The organism is Streptomyces sp. NPDC096013 (genome assembly GCF_044763565.1).
GTDB lineage: Bacteria > Actinomycetota > Actinomycetes > Streptomycetales > Streptomycetaceae > Streptomyces.
Genome location: NZ_JBIWGK010000005.1, coordinates 213352 through 236402, shown reverse-complemented (window position 1 = coordinate 236402; position 23051 = coordinate 213352). Strand labels below are relative to the sequence as shown.

Here is a 23051-nt window from a genome sequence, read left to right as displayed (position 1 = left end):
ACTGCCCCTTGATCAGACGGAGGGCGTATCGGCCCGAGTGCCCGGCGTGGGCTGCTGTCCCAGCGGCAGCAGTCCACGCTCGGCGAAGACCTTCTTCGCGGCGAAGGTCGCGTTCAGCGCCTTCGGGATGCCGCAGTACACGGCGGAGTGCGTCAGGGCCTCGACGATCTCCTCCGGGGTGAGGCCCACGTTCAGTGCCGCGTTCACATGCACGTCGAGCTGCGCCTCGCAGCCGCCGAGTGCGGTGAGCATGCCCAGCGTCACCAACTGCCGCTCGCGCGGGGCGAGTCCGGGACGGTCGTAGATCTCGCCGAAGGCCCAGGCGACGACCTGGTGACCCAGTTCGGGGCTGATGTCGGCGAGCGAGTCGACGACCCTCTGCCCGGCCTCGCCGTCGACCCGCTTCAGGACCTCCAGGCCGTGGGCGAAACGCTCTTCACGGGTGGTGCTCGCGCTCATGTCAGCTCGTCCGATCCCTGCCGCTCGTGCCCGACCTCGTCGAGGAGCAGCTGTTCGTAGTGGTCGATCTTGTGGTCCAGCACGGTCGCGTTGCGGCGCAACGTCCTTATGCGGTCGGCCAGTTCGGCACGGTGTGCGCGGAGCATCGCCAGCCGGTCGGCGACCGAGACGTTCCCCGCCGCCCGCAGCGCCGCGAACCGCTGCATGTCGGCGATCGACATGCCCGTCTCGCGCAACCGCAGCAGGAACTCCAGCCAGGCCAAGTCCGCTGCCTGGTAACGCCGTTGGTTCCCGGTGCTCCGGCCGACCCGCTCGATGAGGCCGGCTTTCTCGTAGTAGCGCAACGTGTCGTGCGAGAGGCCGGTGCGCTCGGAGACCTGGGCGATGGTGAGGGTGGGTTCCCGGCCCTGCTCCCGGGCCTGCTCCTGCTCCCGGCCCTGGTCCCCGTCCCGGTCTCGGTTCCGGGGGAGGGGCTTCAGGGGCTGTCCGCTGGTCATGAACACAACGGTAAAACCTGGAGCGCGCTCCAGGTCAAGCCCTCCAGGGGCGGCGAGTGGTCAGCGGCCGGTGCGGCTCGGCGCGGCCTCTGTGCATACCCACTCACCCGGATTGCATAAACGTGCGGAGAAACGTATAGTCATGCCATCGAAGAGGAGGGTTCCATGGCGGTACGTGCGGCGGTGGCCGGAGCGAGTGGGTACGCGGGCGGGGAACTGCTGCGTCTGCTCCTGGCTCACCCCGAGGTCGAGATCGGTGCTCTGACCGGCAACTCCAACGCCGGACAGAAACTCGGCGCATTGCAGCCGCACCTGCTGCCGCTCGCTGGTCGCGTCCTCCAGGAAACCACCCCCGAAGTCCTCGCCGGACACGACGTCGTCTTCCTCGCGCTGCCGCACGGGCAGTCCGCCGCCGTCGCCGAGCAGCTCGGCCCGGACGTCCTCGTCGTCGACATGGGCGCCGACTTCCGGCTGAAGCAGGCCGCCGACTGGGAGCGTTTCTACGGCTCCGCGCACGCCGGCACCTGGCCCTACGGCCTGCCCGAACTCCCGGGCGCCCGCTCCGAGTTGGCCGGGACCAAGCGCATCGCGGTGCCCGGGTGCTACCCGACCGCCGTCTCCCTCGCGCTCTTCCCCGCCTACGCCGCCGGACTCGCCGAGAACGAGGCCGTGATCGTCGCCGCGTCCGGGACCTCGGGAGCCGGCAAGGCGCCCAAGGCCCACCTCCTGGGCTCCGAGGTCATGGGTTCCATGTCGCCCTACGGCGTCGGCGGCGGCCACCGGCACACCCCCGAGATCATCCAGAACCTCGGCGCGGCGGCCGGCGAGCCCGTCACCGTGTCCTTCACACCGACCCTCGCGCCGATGCCCCGCGGCATCCTCGCCACGTGCAGCGCCAAGGCGAAGCCCGGCGTCACCGGCGAGTCCGTGCGCGCCGTCTACGAGAAGGCCTTCGCCGACGAGCCGTTCGTCCACCTGCTCCCCGAGGGGCAGTGGCCGGCGACGGCGTCCGTCTACGGTTCCAACGCCGTTCAGGTGCAGGTCGCGTACGACGAGGCCGCGGGCCGCATCATCGCGATCAGCGCCATCGACAACCTGACCAAGGGCACCGCGGGCGGTGCCGTCCAGAGCATGAACCTCGCCCTCGGGCTCGACGAGTCCACGGGGCTGACGACGATCGGAGTCGCGCCGTGAGTGTGACGGCAGCACAGGGATTCACGGCCGCGGGCATCGCCGCCGGGATCAAGGAGAACGGCAACCCGGACCTGGCCCTCGTGGTCAACACCGGGCCCCGCCTCGCCGCCGCGGGCGTCTTCACCTCCAACCGCGTCAAAGCCGCGCCGGTGCTCTGGTCCGAGCAGGTGCTGAAGGGCGGCACGGTCTCCGCCGTCGTCCTCAACTCCGGTGGTGCCAACGCCTGTACGGGTCCAAAGGGCTTCCAGGACACGCACGCCACCGCCGAGAAGGTCGCCGACACGCTGGGCCTGAACGCCGCCGAGGTCGCCGTCGCCTCCACCGGGCTCATCGGCCTGCTGCTCCCGATGGACAAGCTGCTGCCGGGGGTCGAGGCCGCCGCCGGTCAGCTCTCCCCGCACGGCGGCGAGAAGGCGGCCATCGCCATCAAGACCACCGACTCCGTCCACAAGACGGCCGTCGTGACCACCAAGGACGGCTGGACCGTCGGCGGTATGGCCAAGGGCGCGGGCATGCTCGCCCCCGGTCTCGCCACCATGCTCGTCGTCCTCACCACCGACGCCGACGTCGAAAGCGCCGTACTGGACACGGCACTTCGGGCCGCCACCCGCACCACCTTCGACCGCGTCGACTCCGACGGCTGCATGTCCACCAACGACACCGTGCTGCTGCTCGCCTCCGGCGCCTCCCACGTCACCCCGGACCAGGCGGAGTTCGCCGAGGCCGTGCGTGCCGTCTGTGACGACCTGGGCCAGCAGCTCATCCGGGACGCCGAGGGCGCCAGCAAGGACATCAAGGTCGAGGTCATCAACGCCGCCAGCGAGGACGAGGCCGTGGAGGTGGGCCGTTCCATCGCCCGGAACAACCTCCTCAAGTGCGCCATCCACGGCGAAGACCCCAACTGGGGACGGGTGTTGTCCGCGATCGGCACCACCAGGGCCGCCTTCGAGCCGGACCGGCTCAACGTCGCCATCAACGGCGTCTGGGTCTGCAAGAACGGCGGTGTCGGCGAGGACCGCGACAAGGTCGACATGCGCTACCGCGAGGTGCACATCGTCGCCGACCTGGCCGCCGGGTCCGAGACCGCGACGATCTGGACCAACGACCTCACCGCGGACTACGTCCACGAGAACAGCGCGTACTCGTCATGAGCATTACCCGCAAGCACACCGCGCTGCCCAAGGCGCAGATCCTCATCGAGGCGCTGCCCTGGCTGACCCGGCACAACGGCAAGACCGTCGTCATCAAGTTCGGCGGCAACGCCATGATCGACGAGGACCTGAAGGCCGCGTTCGCCCAGGACGTCGTGTTCCTGCACCACGCCGGACTCAAGCCCGTCGTCGTGCACGGCGGCGGCCCGCAGATCAGCGCCGCCCTCGACCGGCACGGCATCGTCAGCGAGTTCAAGGCCGGCCTGCGCGTCACCACCGAGGACGCCATGGACGTCGTACGGATGGTCCTCGCGGGGCAGGTGCAGCGCGAGCTGGTCGGGCTGCTCAACCAGCACGGGCCGCTCGCCGTCGGGTTGACCGGCGAGGACGCGCACACCATCACCGCCACCAGACATCTGCCGGAGATCGACGGGGAGTTGGTCGACATCGGGCGGGTGGGTGAGATCACCGCCATCGACACGGGCGCGATCGAGGCACTGCTCGCCGACGGCCGTATCCCGGTCGTCTCGTCGATCGCGAGGAGCGAGGACGACGGACATGTCTACAACGTCAATGCTGACACGGCTGCTGCGGCTCTCGCTGCTGCGCTGGGGGCCGAGACTCTCATGGTCCTCACGGACGTCGAGGGTCTCTACGAGGACTGGCCCCACAGCGACGAGGTGATCAGCCGCCTCACCGCCACCCAACTGGAGAAGCTGCTCCCGGAGTTGAGCTCCGGGATGGTGCCGAAGATGGAGGGCTGCCTGCACGCCGTGCGCAACGGCGTGACCACCGCCCGCGTCATCGACGGCCGGGTCCAGCACTCGATCCTGCTGGAGATCTTCACCGACGAAGGCATCGGCACGATGGTCGTGCCGGACGAACTGCCCGACGCCAAGCCCGCCAAGAAGAAGTCCGCCAAGAAGGCCGGCAAGAAGCAGGGGGATGCCGTATGACCGGGACCGTGACGAACGCGGAGCTGACCCAGCGCTGGCAGGGGTCGCTCATGAACAACTACGGCACCCCCAAGCTCCCCCTCGTCCGCGGCGCGGGCGCCAAGCTGTGGGACGCCGACGGCAACGAGTACACCGACTTCGTCGGCGGAATCGCGGTCAACGCCCTCGGGCACGCGCACCCGGCGATCGTCGAGGCCGTCAGCAAGCAGATCGCCGAACTCGGCCATGTCTCCAACCTGTTCATCGCCGAGCCGCCCGTCGCACTCGCCGAACGGCTGCTTGAGCGGTTCGGCCGGGACGGCAAGGTGTTCTTCTGCAACTCGGGCGCCGAGGCCAACGAAGGCGCCTTCAAGATCGGCCGGTTGACGGGCCGTCAGCACATGGTCGCCACCCAGGGCGCCTTCCACGGACGGACGATGGGCTCCCTCGCCCTCACCGGCCAGCCCGGCAAGCAGGAGCCGTTCCTGCCGCTGCCCGGCGATGTCACGCATGTGCCCTACGGCGACGCGCAGGCGCTGGCCGCCGCCGTCACCGAGGACACCGCGCTCGTCATCATCGAGCCGATCCAGGGCGAGAACGGGGTCGTCGTACCGCCGGCCGGTTACCTGAAGGCGGCCCGCGCGATCACCGCGGCGCACGGGGCGCTCCTCGTGCTCGATGAGGTGCAGACCGGGGTCGGCCGTACCGGGCACTGGTTCGAGTACCAGGCCCACGAGGGCGTGCTCCCCGATGTCGTGACCCTCGCCAAGGGGCTCGGCGGCGGGCTGCCGCTCGGCGCCACCGTCGCCTTCGGACGCGCCGCCGACCTGCTCCAGCCGGGCCACCACGGCACGACCTTCGGCGGCAACCCGGTCGCGTGCGCCGCAGGACTCGCCGTCCTCGACACCATCGCGAACGAGGGGTTGCTGGAGAACGTCAAGCGGCAGAGCGAGACATTGCGGGACGGGATCGAGTCGCTGGGCCACCCGTTGATCGATTATGTCCGGGGCGCGGGCCTCCTCCTGGGTATCGTGCTCACCGAGCCGCTCGCGCCCCAGGCGCAACAGGCGGCTCAGGACGCCGGCTTCCTGGTCAACGCGCCCGCCCCCGATGTCGTACGGGTGATGCCACCGCTGAACCTCGGCGACGACGAGGCGGACGCGTTCCTCCGGGCGCTGCCCGGTGTCCTGGACGTGGCCAAGGGGGACGGATGATCCGGAGAATGAGTCGACGATGAGTCAGGCGCAGGAGCACGAGCACACAGCGGGACCGGCCGTGCCGCAGACCCGCACCGCCCGCCACCGCCGGATCGTGGACATCCTCAACCGGCAACCGGTGCGCTCCCAGAGCCAGTTGGCGAAGCTGCTGTCCGACGACGGGCTGAGCGTCACCCAGGCGACGCTCTCCCGGGACCTGGACGAGCTGAACGCGGTGAAGATCCGCAACAACGACGGCGACCTCATCTACGCGGTACCGAGCGAGGGCGGCTTCCGCACCCCCCGCGCGCCGCTGGGGGAGTCGGCGAAGGAGGAGCGGATGCGGCGGCTCTCCTCCGAGCTGCTGATCTCCGCGGAGGCCTCCGCCAACCTCGTGGTCCTGCGCACCCCGCCGGGCGCCGCCCAGTTCCTCGCCTCGGCGATCGACCAGGCCGAACTCCAGGACATCCTCGGCACCATCGCGGGCGACGACACCCTCCTGCTGATCAGCCGGGACCCGGTGGGCGGACAGGCCCTCGCGGACCATCTGCTGCGACTGGCGCAGAACGACCACTGACGTACCCGTAGGGGCAACGAGTCGGGGGGGGGGGGGGCCGCCCCCCGGGCCCCCCCCCCCCCCCGGGGGGCCCCCCCCCCCCCCCCCCCCCCCGCCCCCCCCGCCCCCCCCCCCCCCCCCCCCCCCCGGGGGGGGCCCCCCGGGGGGGGGCCCCCCCCCCCCCCGCGGGCCCCCCCCCGACTCGCATGGGGGACCCCTACCCCAGGCGGGCCGCCAGTCCGCCCGTGCAGCGCACCTCGTCGCCCGCCGTGATGAGCAGCGCCTCGACGTCCGGCAGGGACTCCAGCCAGGCCAGACCCTCGCGCGAGCCCATCGCGAACGCGGCCGTGGCCCAGCAGTCGGCCCAGGTCAGACGGGGTGCCACGACGGTGACCGCGACCAGGTCGGTGACCGCGGACTTGCCGGTGGACGGGTCCACGATGTGCGCCCCGCGCTCCGCCGTGCCGGAGGTGGCCACGGCCAGTTCGTCGGCGCCCGCCGCCGAGATCACGGCCGCGAGACCACCCGGGCGCAGCGGATCGGAGACGCCGACCCGCCAGGGCCGGTGGGGTCCCGGCGTACCGAACATCTGGACGTCACCGCCGCCGTTGACGCTGACCCCGCTCACCCCGGCCGCCGTGAACAGCCCGGCCGCGCGCTCGGCGGCCCAGCCCTTCACGATGCCCGTCGGGTCGAGCCTGCCTTCGTACCTCGTGCTGAACCAGCCCGCGCTGACCCGCTCCGCCTCGGCGCCCAGTTCCAGCACCTCGGCGACCTCGGCGTCGCACTCCGCGAGGGTCAGCTCGCCGCGGGCCAGCCGGGAGACCTGGCTGTCGTCGCGGTAGGTGCTGAACACCTCGTTCACGCGGTGGAGTTGGGCGATCGCCTGCTCCAGCGCGGCGTGCACGGCGTCGGGCTCACCGCCGCGGATGTCGAAGGAGAACACCGTCCCCATGACCTCCTCGGCGTGCCGCAGTGTGGCGGGAGCCTCCGCGGGATCGGTCACCGTGTCAGCCACCGGCCTTGTCCAGCGCCGACTGGAGGGACTGCTTGTAGCCGCCGCTCGTGTACGACGCGCCCGACACCGAGTCGATGGTCGCGCTCCCGGCGGCCACGGCCTCCTGGTTGAGCTTGGGGATCGCCAGCGCGGTCTTCTGGTCGCTGGTGCCGCCCTTCGGCGCCTGGATCGCCTCGGCCTTGGTGATCTTGCCGTTCGCGACGGTGATCCGGACCTGGACCGGCCCGTACTCGGTCGTCGCGACATCACCGGTGACGGTCTTGGCCTGGGCGGCCTGACCCGACCCGGCGGCCGCGCTCTTCGACGGGGCGGGTGTCTTGGCGCCGGCCGCCTTCATCTTGTCGATCGCCGACTGGAGCGACTGCTTGTAGCCGCCGCTCGTGTAGGTCGCCCCGGACACGGACGTGATGTCCGCGCTCTGGGTGGCGACGGCCTCCTGGTTGAGTTTGGGCACGGACAGCGCGGTCTTCTGGTTGCTGGTCCCGCCCTTCGGTGCCTGGATCGCCTCGGCCTTGGTGATCTTGCCGCCCGCGACCGTCAGACGTACCTGGACGACCCCGTACTGGGTCTGGGCGACGGCGCCCGTGACCGTCGAGGTCCCGGCCGCCGCGGCACCGCCCTGGGGCGACTCCTGGGCGGCGGCGGTCTCCTGGGCCGACGCACCCTGCGCGGACGCCGTTGGGTCCGACGCCGGCTTCAGGGAGAGCAGCAGCACGATCCCGGACACGGTGGCGGCGCTCGCGAGCAGAACACGCCGGATGGGGTGGCTCTTCTTCATCGCTCCTGGCTCCCGTCGCTCACATCTCGAACGACTCGTGATGGATGCGGCGGGCGGGGACCCCCGCGCCGCGCAGTGCTTCGTAGACCGACTGCGCGAAGCCGGGCGGCCCGCACATGAAGACGTCGTGGTCGTCGATGTCGGAGATCTTCCGCCGCAGGGACTCCGCCGAGATGTCCGGGCGTTCCCCGTCGGGGCTGTTCACCGCGTACATCAGCCGGGCGCCGCGCTCGTCGGCGATCTTCGCCAGCTCGTCCCACAGCGCCAGGTCCTGGGTGGTGTTGGCCCGGTAGAGCAGCGTGATGTCACCGGCCGCGCCGGGCAGCGTCTCGAACAGCGCCCGCATCGGCGTGATGCCGACGCCGCCCGCGACCAGCAGCACCTTGCCGCGGGTGCGCCGCTGCGAGGTCAGCGCGCCGTACGGGCCCTCGGCCCACACCTTGGTGCCGGGCCGCAGCTCGCGCAGCCGGGCGCTGTGGTCGCCGATCGCCTTGACCGTGATCCGCAGCATGTTCGGGCGGGGCGCCGCCGACAGCGAGTACGGGTGCGAGCTGAACCGCATGCCCGGCGCCAGGAACCGCCAGCGGAAGAACTGCCCCGCCTCCGCGCCGATCCGGTGCAGCTTGCGCCCGCTGATCAGCACCGACACGATGCCGGGCGTCTCCTCGATGACCGCCTCGACGCGCATCCGGTGCCGCATGTTGAGGCGGATCGGGGTGAGGATCCGGTACCAGACCACCAGCGCGGTGACCGTGCCGTAGAGCCCGTACCAGACGGTCTTGGCGATCGGCGTCAGCGCGAAGTCGTTGCCGGTGGTGATCTGGTGCCAGAAGGTGAAGAACACCGCCGCATACGTCAGCAGGTGCACGTGGTACCACATGTCGTACGGCAGCCTGCGGCGGATGCCGCCGATCGACGAGACGCCGATGAGCAGGAACAGGCCGGTGCCGATGGCGGCCTTGCCCATGTCGGGCAGCTGGTTCACCGAGTCGATGGTCTGCTGGACGATGTCGCCCAGCGTCTTGCCCGCCTGGAGGGCGTAGCCCCACATGATGAGGAAGACGTGCGCGAGGACCAGGCAGAGCGTGTAGCGGCCGCTCATCGCGTGCCAGCGGGCGACCCGGTCGGAGCCGACCCGGCGTTCCAGGGCGGGCACCCGGGCCATCTGGAGCACGACGAGTGCCATCAGATAGCCCGCCAGCAGGCCGGTGATACGGCCCGCGTTGAGGATCTTGCCGTTCTGGTCGGCGATGGACGGCGTGTTGTGCCACCACAGCCACAGCACCCCGGCCGCGCCCGCCCAGACGGCGAGCAGCAGCAGGGTCGCTGGGGAGCGGCGCGGGCGGATGCGGCGCATCGTCTGGCGGCGGGCGGCACGTCCGCCTGCGAGCGTGGTGGTCACGGTTCCTCCGTGGACGGGGCAAGGGGGGTGGGCTGGTCCCTTGGCCCTGAAGTACGTGCCGTTGCGCCTGTGCGTTCAGAATCCCGCGGAGTCCAGTGCGGACTGAAGTGACTGGCGGTAACCGTCACTTGTGTAGGTGGCTCCCGACACCGTGTCGATCTTCGCGCTCTGCGCGGCGAGCACCTCGCGCCGCAGCTCCGGCAGGGCATAGGAGTTGATCTCCTGGTCGCGCGGATTGTCCGACGGTGACTGGACCGCGCTGACATCGGTGATCCTGCCGTTCTTCACGGTGATCCTCACCTGCACGGGACCCCAACGGGTCTGCGCGGTCTCGCCGGTGACGGTCTTGGTGCCGGTGGCGGTCGAACCGCCGGAACCCGTACCGGAACCCGTACCAGACGAGCTGGACGCGGCCGGCGCGGGCGAGGCGGCTATCGCGGGTGCCGTGTGCGGCTTCAGCGCCAGCAGCATCACCAGGCCGGACGCGGTGACCGCGCTCGCCAGCACGATCCGGCGCAGCGGACGGTTCTTCCTCAACGGATGCACGACGGCCTCACAACTCGAACGACTCGTGGTGGATACGACGGTCCGGCACACCCGCGGCACGCAGCGCCCCGTACACGTCCTGGGCGAACGCGTGCGGACCGCAGATGTACACGTCGTGCCCGGCCAGGTCGGGCACGGCCTCGCGCAGGAACTCCGGCCCGAGCAGCGGCCGTTGTCCCTGAGGCCCGTTCAGCGCGTACAGAACCCTCGCCCCGCGCCACCGCGCGATCGCGTCCAACTCGGCGCCCAGCGCCAGGTCTTGGGTGCTCCGCGCCCGGTACAGCAGCGTCACCTCGCCCGGCAGCGTCTCGAACAGCGCCCGCAACGGCGTGATCCCGATCCCGGCCGCGATGAGCAACGACCGCTGCCCGGTGCGCCGTTCGGCGGTCAGCGAGCCGTACGGCCCCTCCGCCCACACCCGCGCGCCCGGCCGCAGTAGCGACACGGCCGCACTGTGGTCGCCGAGCGCCTTGACCGTGATCCGCAGCCGGTCCCGGCGCGGCGGCGCCGACAGCGAGTACGGCGTCGACGTCCAGCCCATGCCCTCGCCGAAGAACCGCCAGCGGAAGAACTGCCCCGCCTGCGCGCCGAGTTCCTCGACACGGTGCCCGCGGACGACGACGGAGTACACACCCGGCGCCTCCGGGTGCACGGACTCCACCCGCAGCCGGTGCCGCAGGTTGAGCCGCACCGGGACGACGATCCGGTACCAGAGGACCAGGGCCGCGACCCCGAGATACAGGGCGTACCAGGCGGCCGTGGCTCCGGTGTGGCCACTGAACTCGTCGCCCAGGCTCAGCTGGTGGAAGAAGGAGAGGAACACGGCGGCGTAGGTGAGGAGATGGACGTAGTACCAGAACTCGTAGCTGAGCCTGCGGCGCGCGGCGCGGGCCGAGGTGATGCCGACCGCGAACAGGATGACCGCCCCGAACGTCGCCTTCAGCATGTCTGGGTAGTCCAGGACCACCGTGACCGTCTCGTGCACGACCGAGGCACGGTCCTGGGCCGCGTAGCCGAGCAGGATGAACACGACGTGCACGACGAGCAGGCAGACCGTGTAGCGGCCCGCCATCGCATGCCAGCGGGCCACCCGGTCCGAGCCGACCCGCCGCTCCAGCAGCGGCACCCGCGCCATCAGCCCGACGAGCACCGCGCAGGCGTACCCGCACAGCAGCCCAGCCATCCGCCCGACCCCGGTCAGCCAGCCCGCCGCTCCGACCACCGAGCCGGTGTCCGCCCACCAGAGGGCGACCGCGCCCGCCGCCCCGGCCCACAGCAGCCCGAGCACCGCACCCGCCGGCGAACGCCGGGGAGCGGGCACCACGGGCGGTGCCGTCCGCCGTTCGTACACGGTGGTCATGTGTGTGTCCCTTCACCCGTCCTGCACCCCACTGTGCGGGCCGAACCTCTGAGGGATCTCTGAGCGGACGGCATTCTCAGCGTCTTCAGAGGAAACTCAGAGCGGCCGACGGCCGCCGGGGGCGCCACGAGGAGAGATGCTGGTAGGAGCCATGAACACGACCCGCTCCGGCCGACCGGCCCTCACCCGCCCCGACGGCACCCCCGTGCGCGTCCTCGTCGTCGACGACGACCCCGACCTCGCCGAGGTGCTGTCCGGCGCCCTGCGCTACGAGGGCTGGGAGGTCCGTACGGCCGGCGACGGCGCCTCCGCGCTCGCCGGAGCCCGTGAGCTGCGGCCCGACGCCGTCGTCCTCGACGTGATGCTCCCCGACACCGACGGCTTCGCCGTGCTGCGCTCCCTGCACGAGGCCAAGCCGGACGTCTGCGTCCTCTTCCTCACCGCGCGGGACACGGTCGAGGACCGCATCGCCGGCATCACGGCGGGCGGCGACGACTACGTCACCAAACCCTTCAGCCTGGAGGAGGTCGTCGCCCGGCTGCGCGGACTGCTGCGCCGCGCGGGCATGGCCCGCCAGCAGGAGGAGGGCCCCCGGATCGTCGTAGGAGACCTGGTCATGGACGAGGAGGCCCGCGAGGTCAGCCGCGCGGGCCGGCTCATCGACCTGTCCCCGACCGAGTTCGAACTGCTCCGCTTTCTCATGCGCAACCCGCGCCGCGTCCTCAGCAAGGCCCAGATCCTCGACCGCGTGTGGTCCTACGACTTCGGCGGCCAGGCCCATGTGGTCGAGCTGTACATCTCCTACCTGCGCAAGAAGCTGGACGCGGGCCGGGAACCCATGATCCACACCGTGCGCGGGGCCGGGTACGTGCTCAAGCCGGTGGCGTGATGACCGGGGGACGGCGAGTCGCCGGGCGGTGGCTGCGCGCGCTGCCCCGTCCGCGCACCCTACGGGCGCGTCTGACGGCGGGCCTGGTGGTGCTGCTCGCGGTCAGCTGCGCCGCCGTCGGGGTGGCCGCCGTGATCGAGCTGGACGGCTTCCTCACCGGCCGGCTCGACCAGCAGCTGACCGAGGTCGGCACCCAGTTCCCGGCCAGCCTGGAGCACAAGGGCCGGACACTGACCGACCACGACGCCGACGACAGGGAACGCGGCGACACCCGCCGACAGGCGCCGGGTACGTTCGGCGCCCGCCTGGTCGACGGCACCGTCACCAACGTGGCGGTCGTGCCCGCCGACAAGGACGATGCCACGACCGGCCAGAAGGTTCCCCTGACCGCGCGGGACCGGCGGGAACTCGCCGCGGTGCCGGTCGGCGGCAAGGCCCGCAGCATCCGCCTCTCGTCCCTGGGCGGCTACCGCGTCCTCGCCTCCGCGGGCCGCGACCACGACGTGATGATCACCGGACTCCCGCTGGAGTCGGTGGAGGCCACCGTCCACCGTCTCGAGGCGGTCGCCGCGATCGTCTTCGGCGCCGCCCTCCTGATCACCGGGTTCGCCGGCGCGCTGTGGGTGCGCTGGTCGCTCCAGCCCCTGAGCCGGGTCGCCGCCACGGCCACCCGGGTCAGCGAACTCCCCCTCGCCAGCGGCGAGGTGACCCTGCCGCCCCGGGTACCCGAGTCCGATCCGCGCAGCGAGGTGGGCAGGCTCGCCGGTGCCTTCAACCGCATGCTCGGCCATGTCGAGGACGCGCTCACCCACCGGCACGCCAGCGAGGAACGGCTGCGGAGCTTCGCCGCCGACGCCAGCCACGAACTGCGCACCCCGGTGGCCTCGGTCCGGGGCCACGCCGAACTCGCCCTGCTCCACCCGGACCCCGTCCCACCGAAGGTCACCCGGGCCCTGGAACGCATCGCGGCCGAGTCGGCACGTATGGGCGTCATGGTCGACGAGATGCTCCTCCTCGCCCGCCTCGACGCGGGCCGCCCTCTCGAACGCCACCCCGTCGACCTCACCCGCCTGGTCCTCGACGCGATCACCGACGCCAGGGCCTCGGGCCCCGACCACCGCTGGAACCTCCGCCTCCCGGAGGACCCGATCACCGTCGACGGCGACGCCCACCGCCTCCAGCAGGTGCTGGCCAACCTGCTGGCCAACGCGCGTCTGCACACACCGGCCGGCACCAAGGTGACGGTGACGGTGGAGAAGGGGGACGGAGCGACCTGCCTGCTGGTCCACGACGACGGCCCGGGCGTCCCGCCCGAAACCCAGCCCGGAGTCTTCGAACGCTTCACCCGCGCGGACCGCCGGCGAACGGAGGGCGGCGGCGGAGGAGCGGGCCTGGGCCTGTCGATCGTGGCGGCGGTGGCACAGGCACACGGCGGAACCGTGACCCTGGAAAGCCACCCGGGCTCGACCACCTTCACGGTGAGACTTCCGGCGACCGACCCCGCCCAGGCGCCCATCAGTACCGGGAAAGAGCCGTGACCCCACGCACCGTCCCGACGGCGATGTGCGGCCTCCGGCCAGGATCGACCCACCCCAGGATTCTCCTCATCGCATCCCGCGGCACGGACACACAACCGGCGGTGGCCCCACGCCCGTTGACATGCAGAAAGATCCCGGCCCCCCGCCCCTTCACGGGCTTGGCGTAGTTGAACCCGATGACAAGCCCGTACGCGTACTGCGTCGGATAGGAACTCAACCGCTCGGACTCACCGGCCCGGCAGTCCCCGGCGAGCGGCTCGCTCCACCGGTTGTAGACCCGGGACCCGACATCCTCGCACCACCACGAACTCCCGCCCACCCGCCGGTACTTGATCCGCGTCCCACCCGGAGCGGCCTGAATCCCGAAGGCGAACGGCAGGTCGTACAACCCGGTGGGAGTCGTGTACGACCCCTGCCGGCGAGCCCCGCCCTCGACCAGCCCCTTCGCCCCGAACCGAGCGGGGGCGGAACCGGCCTTCACCCACACACCACCCCGCAGATCCCACCAACTGAGCGTCCCCGTAGTGGAATTGACGCCGGGCGCCTGCGCGAGGATCAGTTGGCTCCCACCCCCGGTGTCCGCGAGCGACTCCGGCACCGGAGGCTCCACGGCGCGCGCGGGCACCGCCCCGAGCAGCAGGAGCAGGGACGCGGACGCAAGGGCGACGACACCAGGACGCATGGCCCAGAGGCTAGAGCGTGGCCGCGCTGACGGCAGCTCAGGTGGGCCGAACAGGCAACGCTCCCGGGTCCGGACATCACCGTGGCCGCCCCGGCCGGCGATCATCGGGGCGGCCACGGCTGCCTGTCACGTCACTTGGTGAGCGTGCAGGCGGCCAGGGAGTCGAGGCCGGAAGGCTTGGTGCCCTGACGCCCGATGGCGATGGCGATGCGGTCGATGGTGGAGACCCGCTTGTCCTTCAGGGGGCCGAGGATGGCGTTCTGGACGAAGTTCGCCCCGCCCTGTCCGACGGTGTCGACGAGCCGCTTGTCGGCCTCGGCGATCTGGGTGTCGAGGAGGGTGAGGTTCCGGTCGACCTCGGCCTGCGCCGACGCCGGTACCGCGGGGAGCTGGGACTTCACGTCGGGGCAGGAGATCGTGCCGACCGCGCTCGCCGCACCGGTGTCCTCCGTACCCCCGGCCGCCTGCGTGGCGGAGTCGGTGGCACTCGGGGTCGCGGTGTCCGTAGCCCCCGTAGAGCCGGTTTCCCCGGTGGCCCCGGTCGAACCGGCCGAGTTGAGCGCGCACGTGGCGAGCGAGTCGAGCCCGGTGGGCTTGGTGCCCTGACGCCCGATGGCGATGGCGATGCGGTCGATGGTGGAGACCCGCTTGTCCTTCAGGGGGCCGAGGATGGCGTTCTGGACGAAGTTCGCCCCGCCCTGTCCGACGGTGTCGACGAGCCGCTTGTCGGCCTCGGCGATCTGGGTGTCGAGGAGGGTGAGGTTCCGGTCGACCTCGGCCTGCGCCGACGCCGGTACCGCGGGGAGCTGGGACTTCACGTCGGGGCAGGTGATCATCGTCCCCGGGTCGGCCAGCGTCCGGGCGCTCTGCGCGGTGCTGCTCTTGTCCGGAGTGCCGGCGAGAGCGGACCCGGCGATGACCGCGCCGGACAGCACCACGGCGGCGGCACCGCCGATGAACACGACGCGACGCTTGTTGTACTTGGGGAGAGCCCTGGACATGCGAATGCCTCACTCGGGTCAGGGGTGAACAAGGGGTGACTCGTGGGGGAAACGCGGCGCCTGCGTTCGGCGAGAGGTACGGGAAAGCGTTTGCTGGTGTTCAAGGCTCCCGGAAATTGACGAGTCATGCAGGACTCTGCATAATCATGCATGCGAGACACTGTGGCTGGACCACGCGGCTGAACCCCGCGGAACGCAGCCGAATTCAGCACGACGACCCACCCACGGCCCAGAGGAGCAGCGCAAGTGAGCAGCAACAGCGGTGACGTACGGCTCTGGGGCGGTCGTTTCGCCGACGGTCCCGCCGAGGCCCTGGCGAAGCTGTCCGCGTCCGTCCACTTCGACTGGCGGCTCGCGCCCTACGACATCGCCGGTTCCCGCGCCCACGCGCGCGTGCTGCACAAGGCGAACCTCCTCACGGACGACGAGCTGACCCGCATGCTCGCGGGCCTCGACCAGCTCGAAGCGGACGTCGCCGACGGCTCCTTCGTCGGCACGATCGCCGACGAGGACGTCCACACGGCCCTGGAACGCGGCCTGTTGGAGCGCCTCGGCCCCGACCTCGGCGGCAAGCTGCGCGCCGGCCGCTCCCGCAACGACCAGGTCGCCACCCTCTTCCGGATGTGCCTGCGCGACCACGCCCGCTCGATCGGCGGCCTGATCGCCGACCTCCAGGACGCGCTGGTCGGCCTCGCGGAGGCCCACCCGGACGTGGCGATGCCCGGCCGCACCCACCTCCAGCACGCCCAGCCGGTGCTGTTCGCCCACCACGTCCTCGCGCACGTCCAGTCCCTGTCCCGGGACGCGGAACGCCTGCGGCAGTGGGACGAGCGGACGGCCGTCTCGCCCTACGGCTCCGGGGCGCTCGCGGGTTCCTCCCTCGGCCTGGACCCGGAGGCGGTGGCGAAGGACCTCGGCTTCGAGCACGGCTCGGTCGCGAACTCGATCGACGGCACGGCCTCGCGTGACTTCGTCGCCGAGTTCGCCTTCATCACCGCGATGATCGGGGTGAACCTCTCCCGGATCGCCGAGGAGGTCATCATCTGGAACACGAAGGAGTTCTCCTTCGTGACCCTGCACGACGCGTTCTCCACCGGCTCGTCGATCATGCCGCAGAAGAAGAACCCGGACATCGCGGAGCTGGCGCGCGGCAAGTCGGGCCGCCTGATCGGCAACCTGACCGGCCTGATGGCCACGCTCAAGGCGCTGCCCCTCGCGTACAACCGTGACCTCCAGGAGGACAAGGAGCCGGTCTTCGACTCCATCGACCAACTCGAGGTCCTGCTCCCGGCGTTCACCGGCATGATGGCCACCCTCACCATCCACCGCGACCGCATGGAGGAACTGGCCCCGGCCGGCTTCTCCCTCGCCACCGACATCGCCGAGTGGCTGGTCAAGCAGGGCGTCCCCTTCCGTGTCGCCCACGAGGTCGCCGGCGAGTGCGTCAAGGTCGCCGAGGCCGAGGACAAGGAACTCGACGAGCTGACCGACGAACAGTTCGCCAAGATCTCCCCCCATCTGACCCCGGACGTCCGCACGGTCCTGAACGTCCCCGGCGCCCTCGCCTCCCGCAACGCCCGGGGCGGCACGGCCCCGAGCGCGGTGGCCGTCCAACTGACAGAGGTCAAGCGCGACCTGGAGACCCAGCACGCCTGGTCCACGGCGAAGCGCTAGGCGGCTTTCAGGGGTGCGGGGCCGTGCCGGTGTGCGGCTCCGCCGCGTGGGCGCGACCAGCCACAACGCACCCGCACCCGCCGAACGCACCGCGACAACCCGAGCTGCCGGGCGAAGGTCATCAAGGGTTACGTTGGTCGAAGCCGTACTGGAGCCGACCAACCGGAGCCCGCGATGCCCTTCGCCCGACTGGCCACAGCGACCACCCCCACCAGCCACATCGGACTCGGCCTCGCCGCGGTGGGCCGCCCCGGCTACATCAACCTGGGCCGGGAAGACGACCTCGGAGAGCAGCGCACCGTAGAAGCCCTCCGCGCCCGGACCCACGAGCTCCTGGACGCCGCCTACGCGCAGGGCGTCCGCTATGTCGACGCGGCCCGTTCCTACGGCCGCTCCGAGGAGTTCCTCGCCGCGTGGCTGGACGCCCACCCCGACCGCGACGACATCGTGGTCGGCAGCAAGTGGGGCTACACCTACACCGCGGACTGGTCGGCGGACGCCGAGACGCACGAGGTCAAGGACCACGGCGTCCGGACCTACGAGCGCCAGCGCGCCGAGACCGCCGACCTCCTCGGCGACCGCCTCGACCTCTACCAGATCCACTCGGTGACCCCGGACAGTCCGGCCCTCACCGACAAGGAACTGCACGGGAAACTGGCCGAGTTGGCGGCGACCGGTGTGACCGTCGGCTTCTCCACCAGCGGCCCCGCGCAAGCCGACGCGATCCGTGCCGCGCTCACCGTGACGGTCGACGGCGAGCCCCTCTTCCGTACCGTCCAGTCGACGTACAACGCCCTGGAGACCTCCGCGGGCCCCGCCCTCGCCGAGGCCCATGACGCCGGACTCACGGTGATCGTCAAGGAGGGCATGGCCAACGGCAGGCTCGCGGAGCCGTACGCGCCGGACGCCCTGAAGGCCGTGGCCGAGGAGACGTCCCTGCACACGGACGCGATCGCCCTGGCGCTGATCCTGCGCCGGCCGTGGGTGGGCGTGGCCCTGTCCGGTGCGGCGACCGTGGGGCAGCTGGCCTCCAATCTGCACGCGGCGGTCGTGGACCTCTCCGACGACCAGCTCGCCCGTCTGGACGCGCTCGCGGAGGACCCGCAGGCGTACTGGGCGCGGCGGGGCTCGCTGCCCTGGCACTGACGATCGGCTGAGCCGACCCCGGCCATGAGTCACGCATGCCCACAGTGAGACAAATATGTCTCACATGGGTTACTGTTGTCTCATGGCCGTCGACCGTGACCACGTACTCCGCAGCGCGGCCGCGCTGCTCACCCGGAAATCCACGTCCACCATGGACGAGGTCGCCAAGGCGGCCGGGATCAGCCGGGCCACGCTGCACCGGCAGTTCGCCGGGCGTGACGCGCTGGTGCGCGCGCTGGAGGCGCTGGGCATCGCCGAGTGCGAGTCCGCGCTGGGCGCGGCGCGGCTGGACGAGGGCCCGGCCGCCGACGCCGTACGACGGCTGGTGCGGGCGATCGAGCCCGCGGCCGGACTGCTCGCCTTCCTCTACAGCGAGAACCAGCTCTTCGAGGGCGAGCAGCAGAACACGGGCTGGAACCGGATCGACCAGCGGATCGCGGCCCTCTTCCGGCGCGGCCAGTCCAGCGGCGAGTTCCGCATCGACCTCACCCCGGCCTGGCTCACCGAGGCGCTGTACGGCCTGCTGGCCTCCGGCGCCTGGGCGGTCCAGGAGGGCAGGGTCGCCGCCAACGACTTCACCCACATGATCGTCGAGCTGCTGCTCGGCGGCGCACTGCGCAGAGACGAAACACGGAGAGAGGAATCATGACCAGCACCCTGCGGCCGGCGGTCGCGTCGGAGACGGAGAAGCGCCCGGGCCGTTGGCTCGCGCTCTCCGTCCTCGTGCTCGCCGTGCTGCTGGTGGCCGTGGACGCGACCGTCCTGGGCCTCGCGACGCCTTACATCAGCGAGGACCTGAAGCCGTCCGGCACCCAACTCCTCTGGATCGGTGACGTCTACTCCTTCGTCATCGCGGGCCTGCTCGTGTCGATGGGCAGTCTCGGCGACCGCATCGGCCGCAAGAAGATCCTGCTGGCCGGCGCCACGGCGTTCGGCGCGATCTCGGTTCTCAACGCCTACGCGTCCACACCGGAGTTGATGATCCTGGCGCGGGCGCTCCTCGGCGTCGCGGGCGCGACCCTGATGCCCGCCACCCTCGCCCTGATCCGCAACCTTTTCCACGACCCGCGCGAACGCAGCCTCGCCGTGGGCATCTGGGGCGCAACGGCCTCCGCCGGTACGGCAGTCGGCCCGGTAGCGGGTGGCTTCCTCCTCGAACACTTCTGGTGGGGTTCGGTCTTCCTCATCAACCTGCCCGTGATGGCGGTCCTGGTCCTCGTCGGCATCAAGACGCTCCCGGAATCCAGGAACCCCGACCCGGGCCCCTGGGACCTGATCAGCGTCACCCTCTCCCTGATCGGCGTGATCGGAGTGGTCTACGCCGTCAAGGAGGCCGCGTCCCACGGCTTCGAGCTGCCCTCACTCGCGGTGGGCGCGCTGGGCGCGGCGGCCCTGTACTGGTTCGTCCGCCGCCAACTCACGCTTCCCGCGCCCCTGTTGGACATGCGCCTGTTCCGCAACCGCGGCTTCAGTGCGGCGGTCCTGGCCGACCTGCTGACCATCCTCGGCCTGTCGGGCCTGGTCTTCTTCCTCTCCCAGTACCTTCAACTGGTCCAGGGCAGGGGCCCGTTCGAGGCGGGCCTGGCCGAAATACCCGCGGCAGCGGGCGCGGTGGCGGCAGGCCTGATCGCGGGACGGGCGGCCCGCCGCTTCTCGGTCCGGGCGATCGTCGCCGGCGGCCTGGCAGCGGTCGGCCTGTCCCTGGCCGCACTGACCACCCTGGACCAGTCCACCGCCTACCCGGTCCTCGGCGCCGCCCTCCTGGTCGTCGGCATCGGCGCGGGCTTCTCCTTCACCGTGACAGCGGACGTCATCCTGTCCTCCGTACCGAAGGAACAGGCGGGCGCGGCGTCAGCGGTGTCGGAAACGGCCTACGAGCTGGGCGCGGCCCTCGGCATCGCCGTACTGGGCTCCATCGTGACGGGCGTGTACCGGGGATTCGCGGCCCCGGCGGGCACACCGAGCGGCGCGCACGAGTCATTGGGCGGCGCGATGGAGGCGGCAGCGGGAATGCCGTCTCACGCGTCCCAGGAGATGCTGACCTCGGCGAGAGATGCCTTCGTCAGCGGCCTCAGCGTGGCATCGGCGGTAGGCGCAACAGTCCTACTGGCAACGGCGGTCGCGGCATGGTTCATGCTCAAGGGGCAGAACCTGGAAAACGCCGCCTGAGGGGGATGCTTTGAGGGGCGCGGGGAACTGCGCGACCAGCCCCCACGCACCCGCACCCGACAACGAACCCTTAAGCGGCTTTCGCCTTGGTCGCATACATGTCGACGTACTCCTGCCCGGACAACCGCATGACCTCGGTCATCACGGAGTCCGTCACCGCCCGCAGCACATACCGGTCCCGGTCCATGCCCTCGTACCGGGAGAACTCCATCGCCTCGCCGAACCGGACCGTCACCTTCCCCGGCCGAGGGAACCCCGCCCCACCCGGTTGCAGCTTGTCCGTGCCGATCATCGCGAACGGCACCACCGGCGCGCCCGTCATCATCGTGAGCCGGGCGATCCCGGTCCGCCCCCGGTACAGCCGGCCGTCGGGCGACCGGGTTCCCTCGGGGTAGATCCCGAAGACCTTGCCCTCTTCGAGGATGCGACGCCCCGTCATCAGCGCCGCGACCCCGCCGTTCGCCCCGTCCCGGTCCACCGGAATCATCCCGACCCCGGTGAAGAACCAGGCCATGAGGCGGCCCTTGAACCCCTCGCCGGTGACGTACTCGTCCTTGCCGATGAACAGCACCTGCCGGTCGCAGACCAGCGGAAGGATCATCGAGTCGATGAACGTGAGGTGATTGCCGGCGAGGATCACCGGGCCCTCTCCCGGGATGTGCTCGATTCCCTCCACCTGGGGGCGGAACATCAGGCGCATGATCGGTCCGAGCACTGCCTTGATGAGCGCGAAGCGGGACAACGGGCCCTCCGGTGTCAAGGGGTTCGATATAAGTCTGTGCAGGTGAGGACGATACTCGCGGCGCCCGGGGTATTGCACATCGGGTTCACCGAGGTCTTACGCAGTGTTGACGCACGTTTACCTGCGGTGCCGCGCCAGGACCGCCCCGTAACCGGGCCGCCATGTTGTGACGCATCTCGCGTTCCTTGGTGACGGCGGGTCAAACCTCCCATCCGGTACGACATCCAGCGTCACCCTCGCGTTCCGGCCGAGGTCTCCCGCCCGTCATCCGCGCGCACCTACGATCGGCGCGCAGCGACGGGCGACGCCAGGAGGCTTCATGGACACGCAGGGAACGCAGGGGCCGAACGAGCGAGCAGGCGGCACCGGACGACGGGCGCTGCTCGGCGCCGCCGTGCTCGGCGCGGGAGTGGCCGCACTCGGACCCGCCGGCGCGGCGAGAGCCGCCGAGGCCACGACGTCCCGGCACGGTGGCGGCGGTCTGAAGGACCTGCCCAAGCCGACGATCGTCGGTCACCGCGGCACCAGCGGCTACCGCCCGGAGCACACCTTCGGCTCGTACAACCTGGCTCTTGACCTGGGCGCCGACATCGTCGAGGCCGGTGACCTCGTCCCCACCAAGGACGGTCACCTGGTCTGCCGGCACGAGCCGGAGATCGGCGGCACCACGAACGTCGCCGACCACCCCGAGTTCGCCGACCGCAAGACCACCAAGCTGCTCGACGGCGTCTCCACGACCGGCTGGTTCACCGAGGACTTCACGCTCGCCGAGCTGAAGACCCTGCGCGCCATCGAGCGCATCCCGGCCAACCGCCCGCACAACACGCTCTACAACGGCCGCTGGGAGATCCCCACCTTCGAAGAGGTCCTCCGGTGGCAGGACGAGCAGACCCGCAAGCGCGGCAAGCAGGTCTGGATCTACCCCGAGATGAAGCACCCCACCTACTTCCGCAAGCGCGGCTTCGAGATGGAGAAGCTGCTCTCGACGATCCTGCGCCGGCACGGCAAGGACCGCAGGAACTCGCCCGTCCTCATCCAGTCCTTCGAGCCGACCAGCATCGCGAGGATCAGCAAGCTGGTCGGCAACCCGCTGGTCGTGCTGCTGTCCGGCACCGGTACCCGGCCCTTCGACTTCATCGACCAGGGCGACCCGCGCACGGTCGACGACCTGGTCACGCCGAAGGGACTCGCCGAGATCGCGACGTACGCCGACGGCCTGGGCCCGACCCTCGACCTGATCATCACGAAGAACGCGGACGGCAGCCTGAACAAGGAGACGACCCTCGTCGCCGACGCGCACAAGGCGGGCCTGATCCTGCACCCCTACACCATGCGCAACGAGAACCCCTTCCTGCCGAAGGAGTACCGGAAGGGCACGGCCGTGGACGCCTACGGCGACGCCTTCGGCGCCTTCCAGCGGTACTTCGCCACCGGCATCGACGGTGTCTTCACCGACAACGCCGACACCGGTCTGCTGGCCCGCGCGGACTTCGTCAACGGCTGAGCCCCGCGCCCCGTTGGAGTGACAGACGGCCGCCCCGGCAACCTCGTGCCGGGGCGGCCGCGTCGTGCCGCATATGACACACCAACTCCTCACCACCCTGCGCCCACTGCTCGCCGCCGAGGCCTCGGCCGAGGCATATGCCTGGGGAACGGAGCCGGGAGACCTCGAACAGGCCGTCTGGCTCCGCCTCCTGGAGCTCCTCGACTCCTCCGGCCCACCGGTCGACCCGCAGCGCTGGCTCCGCCGCGCGGTCCGCTCGGAGGCCCGGCGCACCCGTCGTACGGCCCGCCGGGAACAGTCGTACGGCGCTGATCCCGTCGACGAGAGCGACCGCGGTCCGGAGCAGGCCGCGCTCACGGCGGCGCGGTACCGCGCGCTGCACGACGCCGTGCGCCGGCTGCCCGGCCGCTGCCCGCGGCTACTGGGGGCGCTGCTGTCGCCGAAGGACCTCACCTACCGCGAGATCGCGGGGGAGTTGGGTATCTCACAGGGCAGTCTCGGCCCGGAACGTTCCAGATGTCTGGGATGTCTTCGGCGATTGCTGACGCCGGAGGTTGCGGCGCTCGAAGCACGGGGATAGGAGTGAGGAATCAAGTGGCGATCAGGTGAGCGGG

Annotated in this window: 23 protein-coding genes; 13 read left to right on the top strand and 10 right to left on the bottom strand. The window is 71.0% G+C overall.

What is annotated here, in order from left to right; genetic code table 11:
* Window positions 1-12: 12 nt before the first annotated feature.
* Window positions 13-459, bottom strand: a complete 447-nt coding sequence (locus tag ACIRB1_RS19190) for a carboxymuconolactone decarboxylase family protein (protein ID WP_352180340.1) — start codon at window positions 457-459, stop codon at window positions 13-15.
* The gene (locus ACIRB1_RS19185) at window positions 456-956 is read right to left on the bottom strand and encodes a MerR family transcriptional regulator (protein WP_352180341.1); all 501 of its coding nucleotides are present in this window, start codon (window positions 954-956) and stop codon (window positions 456-458) included. Before ACIRB1_RS19185 ends, ACIRB1_RS19190 begins: the two co-directional genes overlap by 4 nt.
* 165 nt (window positions 957-1121) lie before the next feature.
* Here ACIRB1_RS19185 and argC point away from each other — a divergent pair, with 165 nt between their 5' ends.
* The 5 genes from argC to ACIRB1_RS19160 are packed head-to-tail and all read left to right on the top strand — an operon-like array spanning window position 1122 to window position 6009.
* A complete protein-coding gene (gene argC / locus ACIRB1_RS19180; protein WP_352180342.1) occupies window positions 1122-2150 on the top strand; it encodes an N-acetyl-gamma-glutamyl-phosphate reductase in 1029 nt (342 codons plus the stop codon).
* Complete coding sequence (argJ, locus tag ACIRB1_RS19175) at window positions 2147-3301, top strand: bifunctional glutamate N-acetyltransferase/amino-acid acetyltransferase ArgJ (RefSeq protein ID WP_403466334.1); 1155 nt, start codon at window positions 2147-2149, stop codon at window positions 3299-3301. Before argC ends, argJ begins: the two co-directional genes overlap by 4 nt.
* Window positions 3298-4257, top strand: coding sequence for an acetylglutamate kinase (gene argB, locus ACIRB1_RS19170; RefSeq protein ID WP_352180344.1), 960 nt, complete (start codon window positions 3298-3300; stop codon window positions 4255-4257). Before argJ ends, argB begins: the two co-directional genes overlap by 4 nt.
* The gene (locus ACIRB1_RS19165) at window positions 4254-5450 is read left to right on the top strand and encodes an acetylornithine transaminase (protein ID WP_403466333.1); all 1197 of its coding nucleotides are present in this window, start codon (window positions 4254-4256) and stop codon (window positions 5448-5450) included. The genes argB and ACIRB1_RS19165 overlap by 4 nt, the downstream gene beginning before the upstream one ends.
* Window positions 5451-5469: 19 nt before the next feature.
* Window positions 5470-6009, top strand: a complete 540-nt coding sequence (locus tag ACIRB1_RS19160) for an arginine repressor (RefSeq protein WP_352180346.1) — start codon at window positions 5470-5472, stop codon at window positions 6007-6009.
* Window positions 6010-6205: 196 nt separating this feature from the next.
* Here ACIRB1_RS19160 and ACIRB1_RS19155 read toward each other — a convergent pair whose 3' ends face one another.
* The 5 genes from ACIRB1_RS19155 to ACIRB1_RS19135 all read right to left on the bottom strand — a co-directional run bounded on the left by ACIRB1_RS19155 (window position 6206) and on the right by ACIRB1_RS19135 (window position 11092).
* Window positions 6206-6943: an FAD:protein FMN transferase gene (locus ACIRB1_RS19155; protein ID WP_403466497.1), complete on the bottom strand. Its 738-nt coding sequence runs from the start codon at window positions 6941-6943 to the stop codon at window positions 6206-6208.
* Window positions 6944-6998: 55 nt separating this feature from the next.
* A complete protein-coding gene (locus ACIRB1_RS19150; protein ID WP_403466332.1) occupies window positions 6999-7784 on the bottom strand; it encodes an FMN-binding protein in 786 nt (261 codons plus the stop codon).
* 19 nt (window positions 7785-7803) lie between these two features.
* The gene (locus tag ACIRB1_RS19145; RefSeq protein WP_352180349.1) at window positions 7804-9186 is read right to left on the bottom strand and encodes a ferredoxin reductase family protein; all 1383 of its coding nucleotides are present in this window, start codon (window positions 9184-9186) and stop codon (window positions 7804-7806) included.
* Window positions 9187-9261: 75 nt separating this feature from the next.
* Window positions 9262-9732: an FMN-binding protein gene (locus tag ACIRB1_RS19140; RefSeq protein WP_403466331.1), complete on the bottom strand. Its 471-nt coding sequence runs from the start codon at window positions 9730-9732 to the stop codon at window positions 9262-9264.
* 7 nt (window positions 9733-9739) lie between these two features.
* Window positions 9740-11092, bottom strand: a complete 1353-nt coding sequence (locus tag ACIRB1_RS19135) for a ferric reductase-like transmembrane domain-containing protein (RefSeq protein ID WP_403466330.1) — start codon at window positions 11090-11092, stop codon at window positions 9740-9742.
* A 151-nt stretch (window positions 11093-11243) separates the two neighbouring features.
* Between ACIRB1_RS19135 and ACIRB1_RS19130 the strand changes: the two genes are divergently transcribed.
* Window positions 11244-11981, top strand: coding sequence for a response regulator transcription factor (locus tag ACIRB1_RS19130; RefSeq protein WP_352180352.1), 738 nt, complete (start codon window positions 11244-11246; stop codon window positions 11979-11981).
* Window positions 11981-13519: a sensor histidine kinase gene (locus tag ACIRB1_RS19125; protein WP_403466329.1), complete on the top strand. Its 1539-nt coding sequence runs from the start codon at window positions 11981-11983 to the stop codon at window positions 13517-13519. The genes ACIRB1_RS19130 and ACIRB1_RS19125 overlap by 1 nt, the downstream gene beginning before the upstream one ends.
* On the opposite strand, the gene ACIRB1_RS19120 is transcribed toward ACIRB1_RS19125, so the two are convergent.
* Both ACIRB1_RS19120 and ACIRB1_RS19115 read right to left on the bottom strand, forming a co-directional pair.
* Complete coding sequence (locus ACIRB1_RS19120) at window positions 13497-14201, bottom strand: L,D-transpeptidase (RefSeq protein ID WP_403466328.1); 705 nt, start codon at window positions 14199-14201, stop codon at window positions 13497-13499. The genes ACIRB1_RS19125 and ACIRB1_RS19120 overlap by 23 nt on opposite strands.
* A 131-nt stretch (window positions 14202-14332) precedes the next feature.
* The gene (locus tag ACIRB1_RS19115; protein WP_403466327.1) at window positions 14333-15202 is read right to left on the bottom strand and encodes a hypothetical protein; all 870 of its coding nucleotides are present in this window, start codon (window positions 15200-15202) and stop codon (window positions 14333-14335) included.
* Window positions 15203-15448: 246 nt separating this feature from the next.
* Between ACIRB1_RS19115 and argH the strand changes: the two genes are divergently transcribed.
* The 4 genes from argH to ACIRB1_RS19095 all read left to right on the top strand — a co-directional run bounded on the left by argH (window position 15449) and on the right by ACIRB1_RS19095 (window position 20191).
* Window positions 15449-16876: an argininosuccinate lyase gene (argH, locus tag ACIRB1_RS19110; RefSeq protein ID WP_403466326.1), complete on the top strand. Its 1428-nt coding sequence runs from the start codon at window positions 15449-15451 to the stop codon at window positions 16874-16876.
* Window positions 16877-17050: 174 nt separating this feature from the next.
* A complete protein-coding gene (locus ACIRB1_RS19105; RefSeq protein WP_403466325.1) occupies window positions 17051-18022 on the top strand; it encodes an aldo/keto reductase in 972 nt (323 codons plus the stop codon).
* A gap of 82 nt (window positions 18023-18104) precedes the next feature.
* Complete coding sequence (locus ACIRB1_RS19100; RefSeq protein ID WP_352180358.1) at window positions 18105-18671, top strand: helix-turn-helix domain-containing protein; 567 nt, start codon at window positions 18105-18107, stop codon at window positions 18669-18671.
* Window positions 18668-20191, top strand: a complete 1524-nt coding sequence (locus ACIRB1_RS19095; protein WP_403466324.1) for an MFS transporter — start codon at window positions 18668-18670, stop codon at window positions 20189-20191. The genes ACIRB1_RS19100 and ACIRB1_RS19095 overlap by 4 nt, the downstream gene beginning before the upstream one ends.
* Window positions 20192-20261: 70 nt before the next feature.
* On the opposite strand, the gene ACIRB1_RS19090 is transcribed toward ACIRB1_RS19095, so the two are convergent.
* Window positions 20262-20951, bottom strand: coding sequence for a lysophospholipid acyltransferase family protein (locus ACIRB1_RS19090; RefSeq protein ID WP_352180360.1), 690 nt, complete (start codon window positions 20949-20951; stop codon window positions 20262-20264).
* Window positions 20952-21252: 301 nt separating this feature from the next.
* Between ACIRB1_RS19090 and ACIRB1_RS19085 the strand changes: the two genes are divergently transcribed.
* Entirely contained in the window at window positions 21253-22437 is a 1185-nt protein-coding gene (locus ACIRB1_RS19085) for a glycerophosphodiester phosphodiesterase (protein WP_403466323.1), read from the top strand.
* A gap of 73 nt (window positions 22438-22510) precedes the next feature.
* Window positions 22511-23017, top strand: a complete 507-nt coding sequence (locus ACIRB1_RS19080; RefSeq protein WP_403466322.1) for a sigma-70 family RNA polymerase sigma factor — start codon at window positions 22511-22513, stop codon at window positions 23015-23017.
* Window positions 23018-23051: the final 34 nt, after the last annotated feature.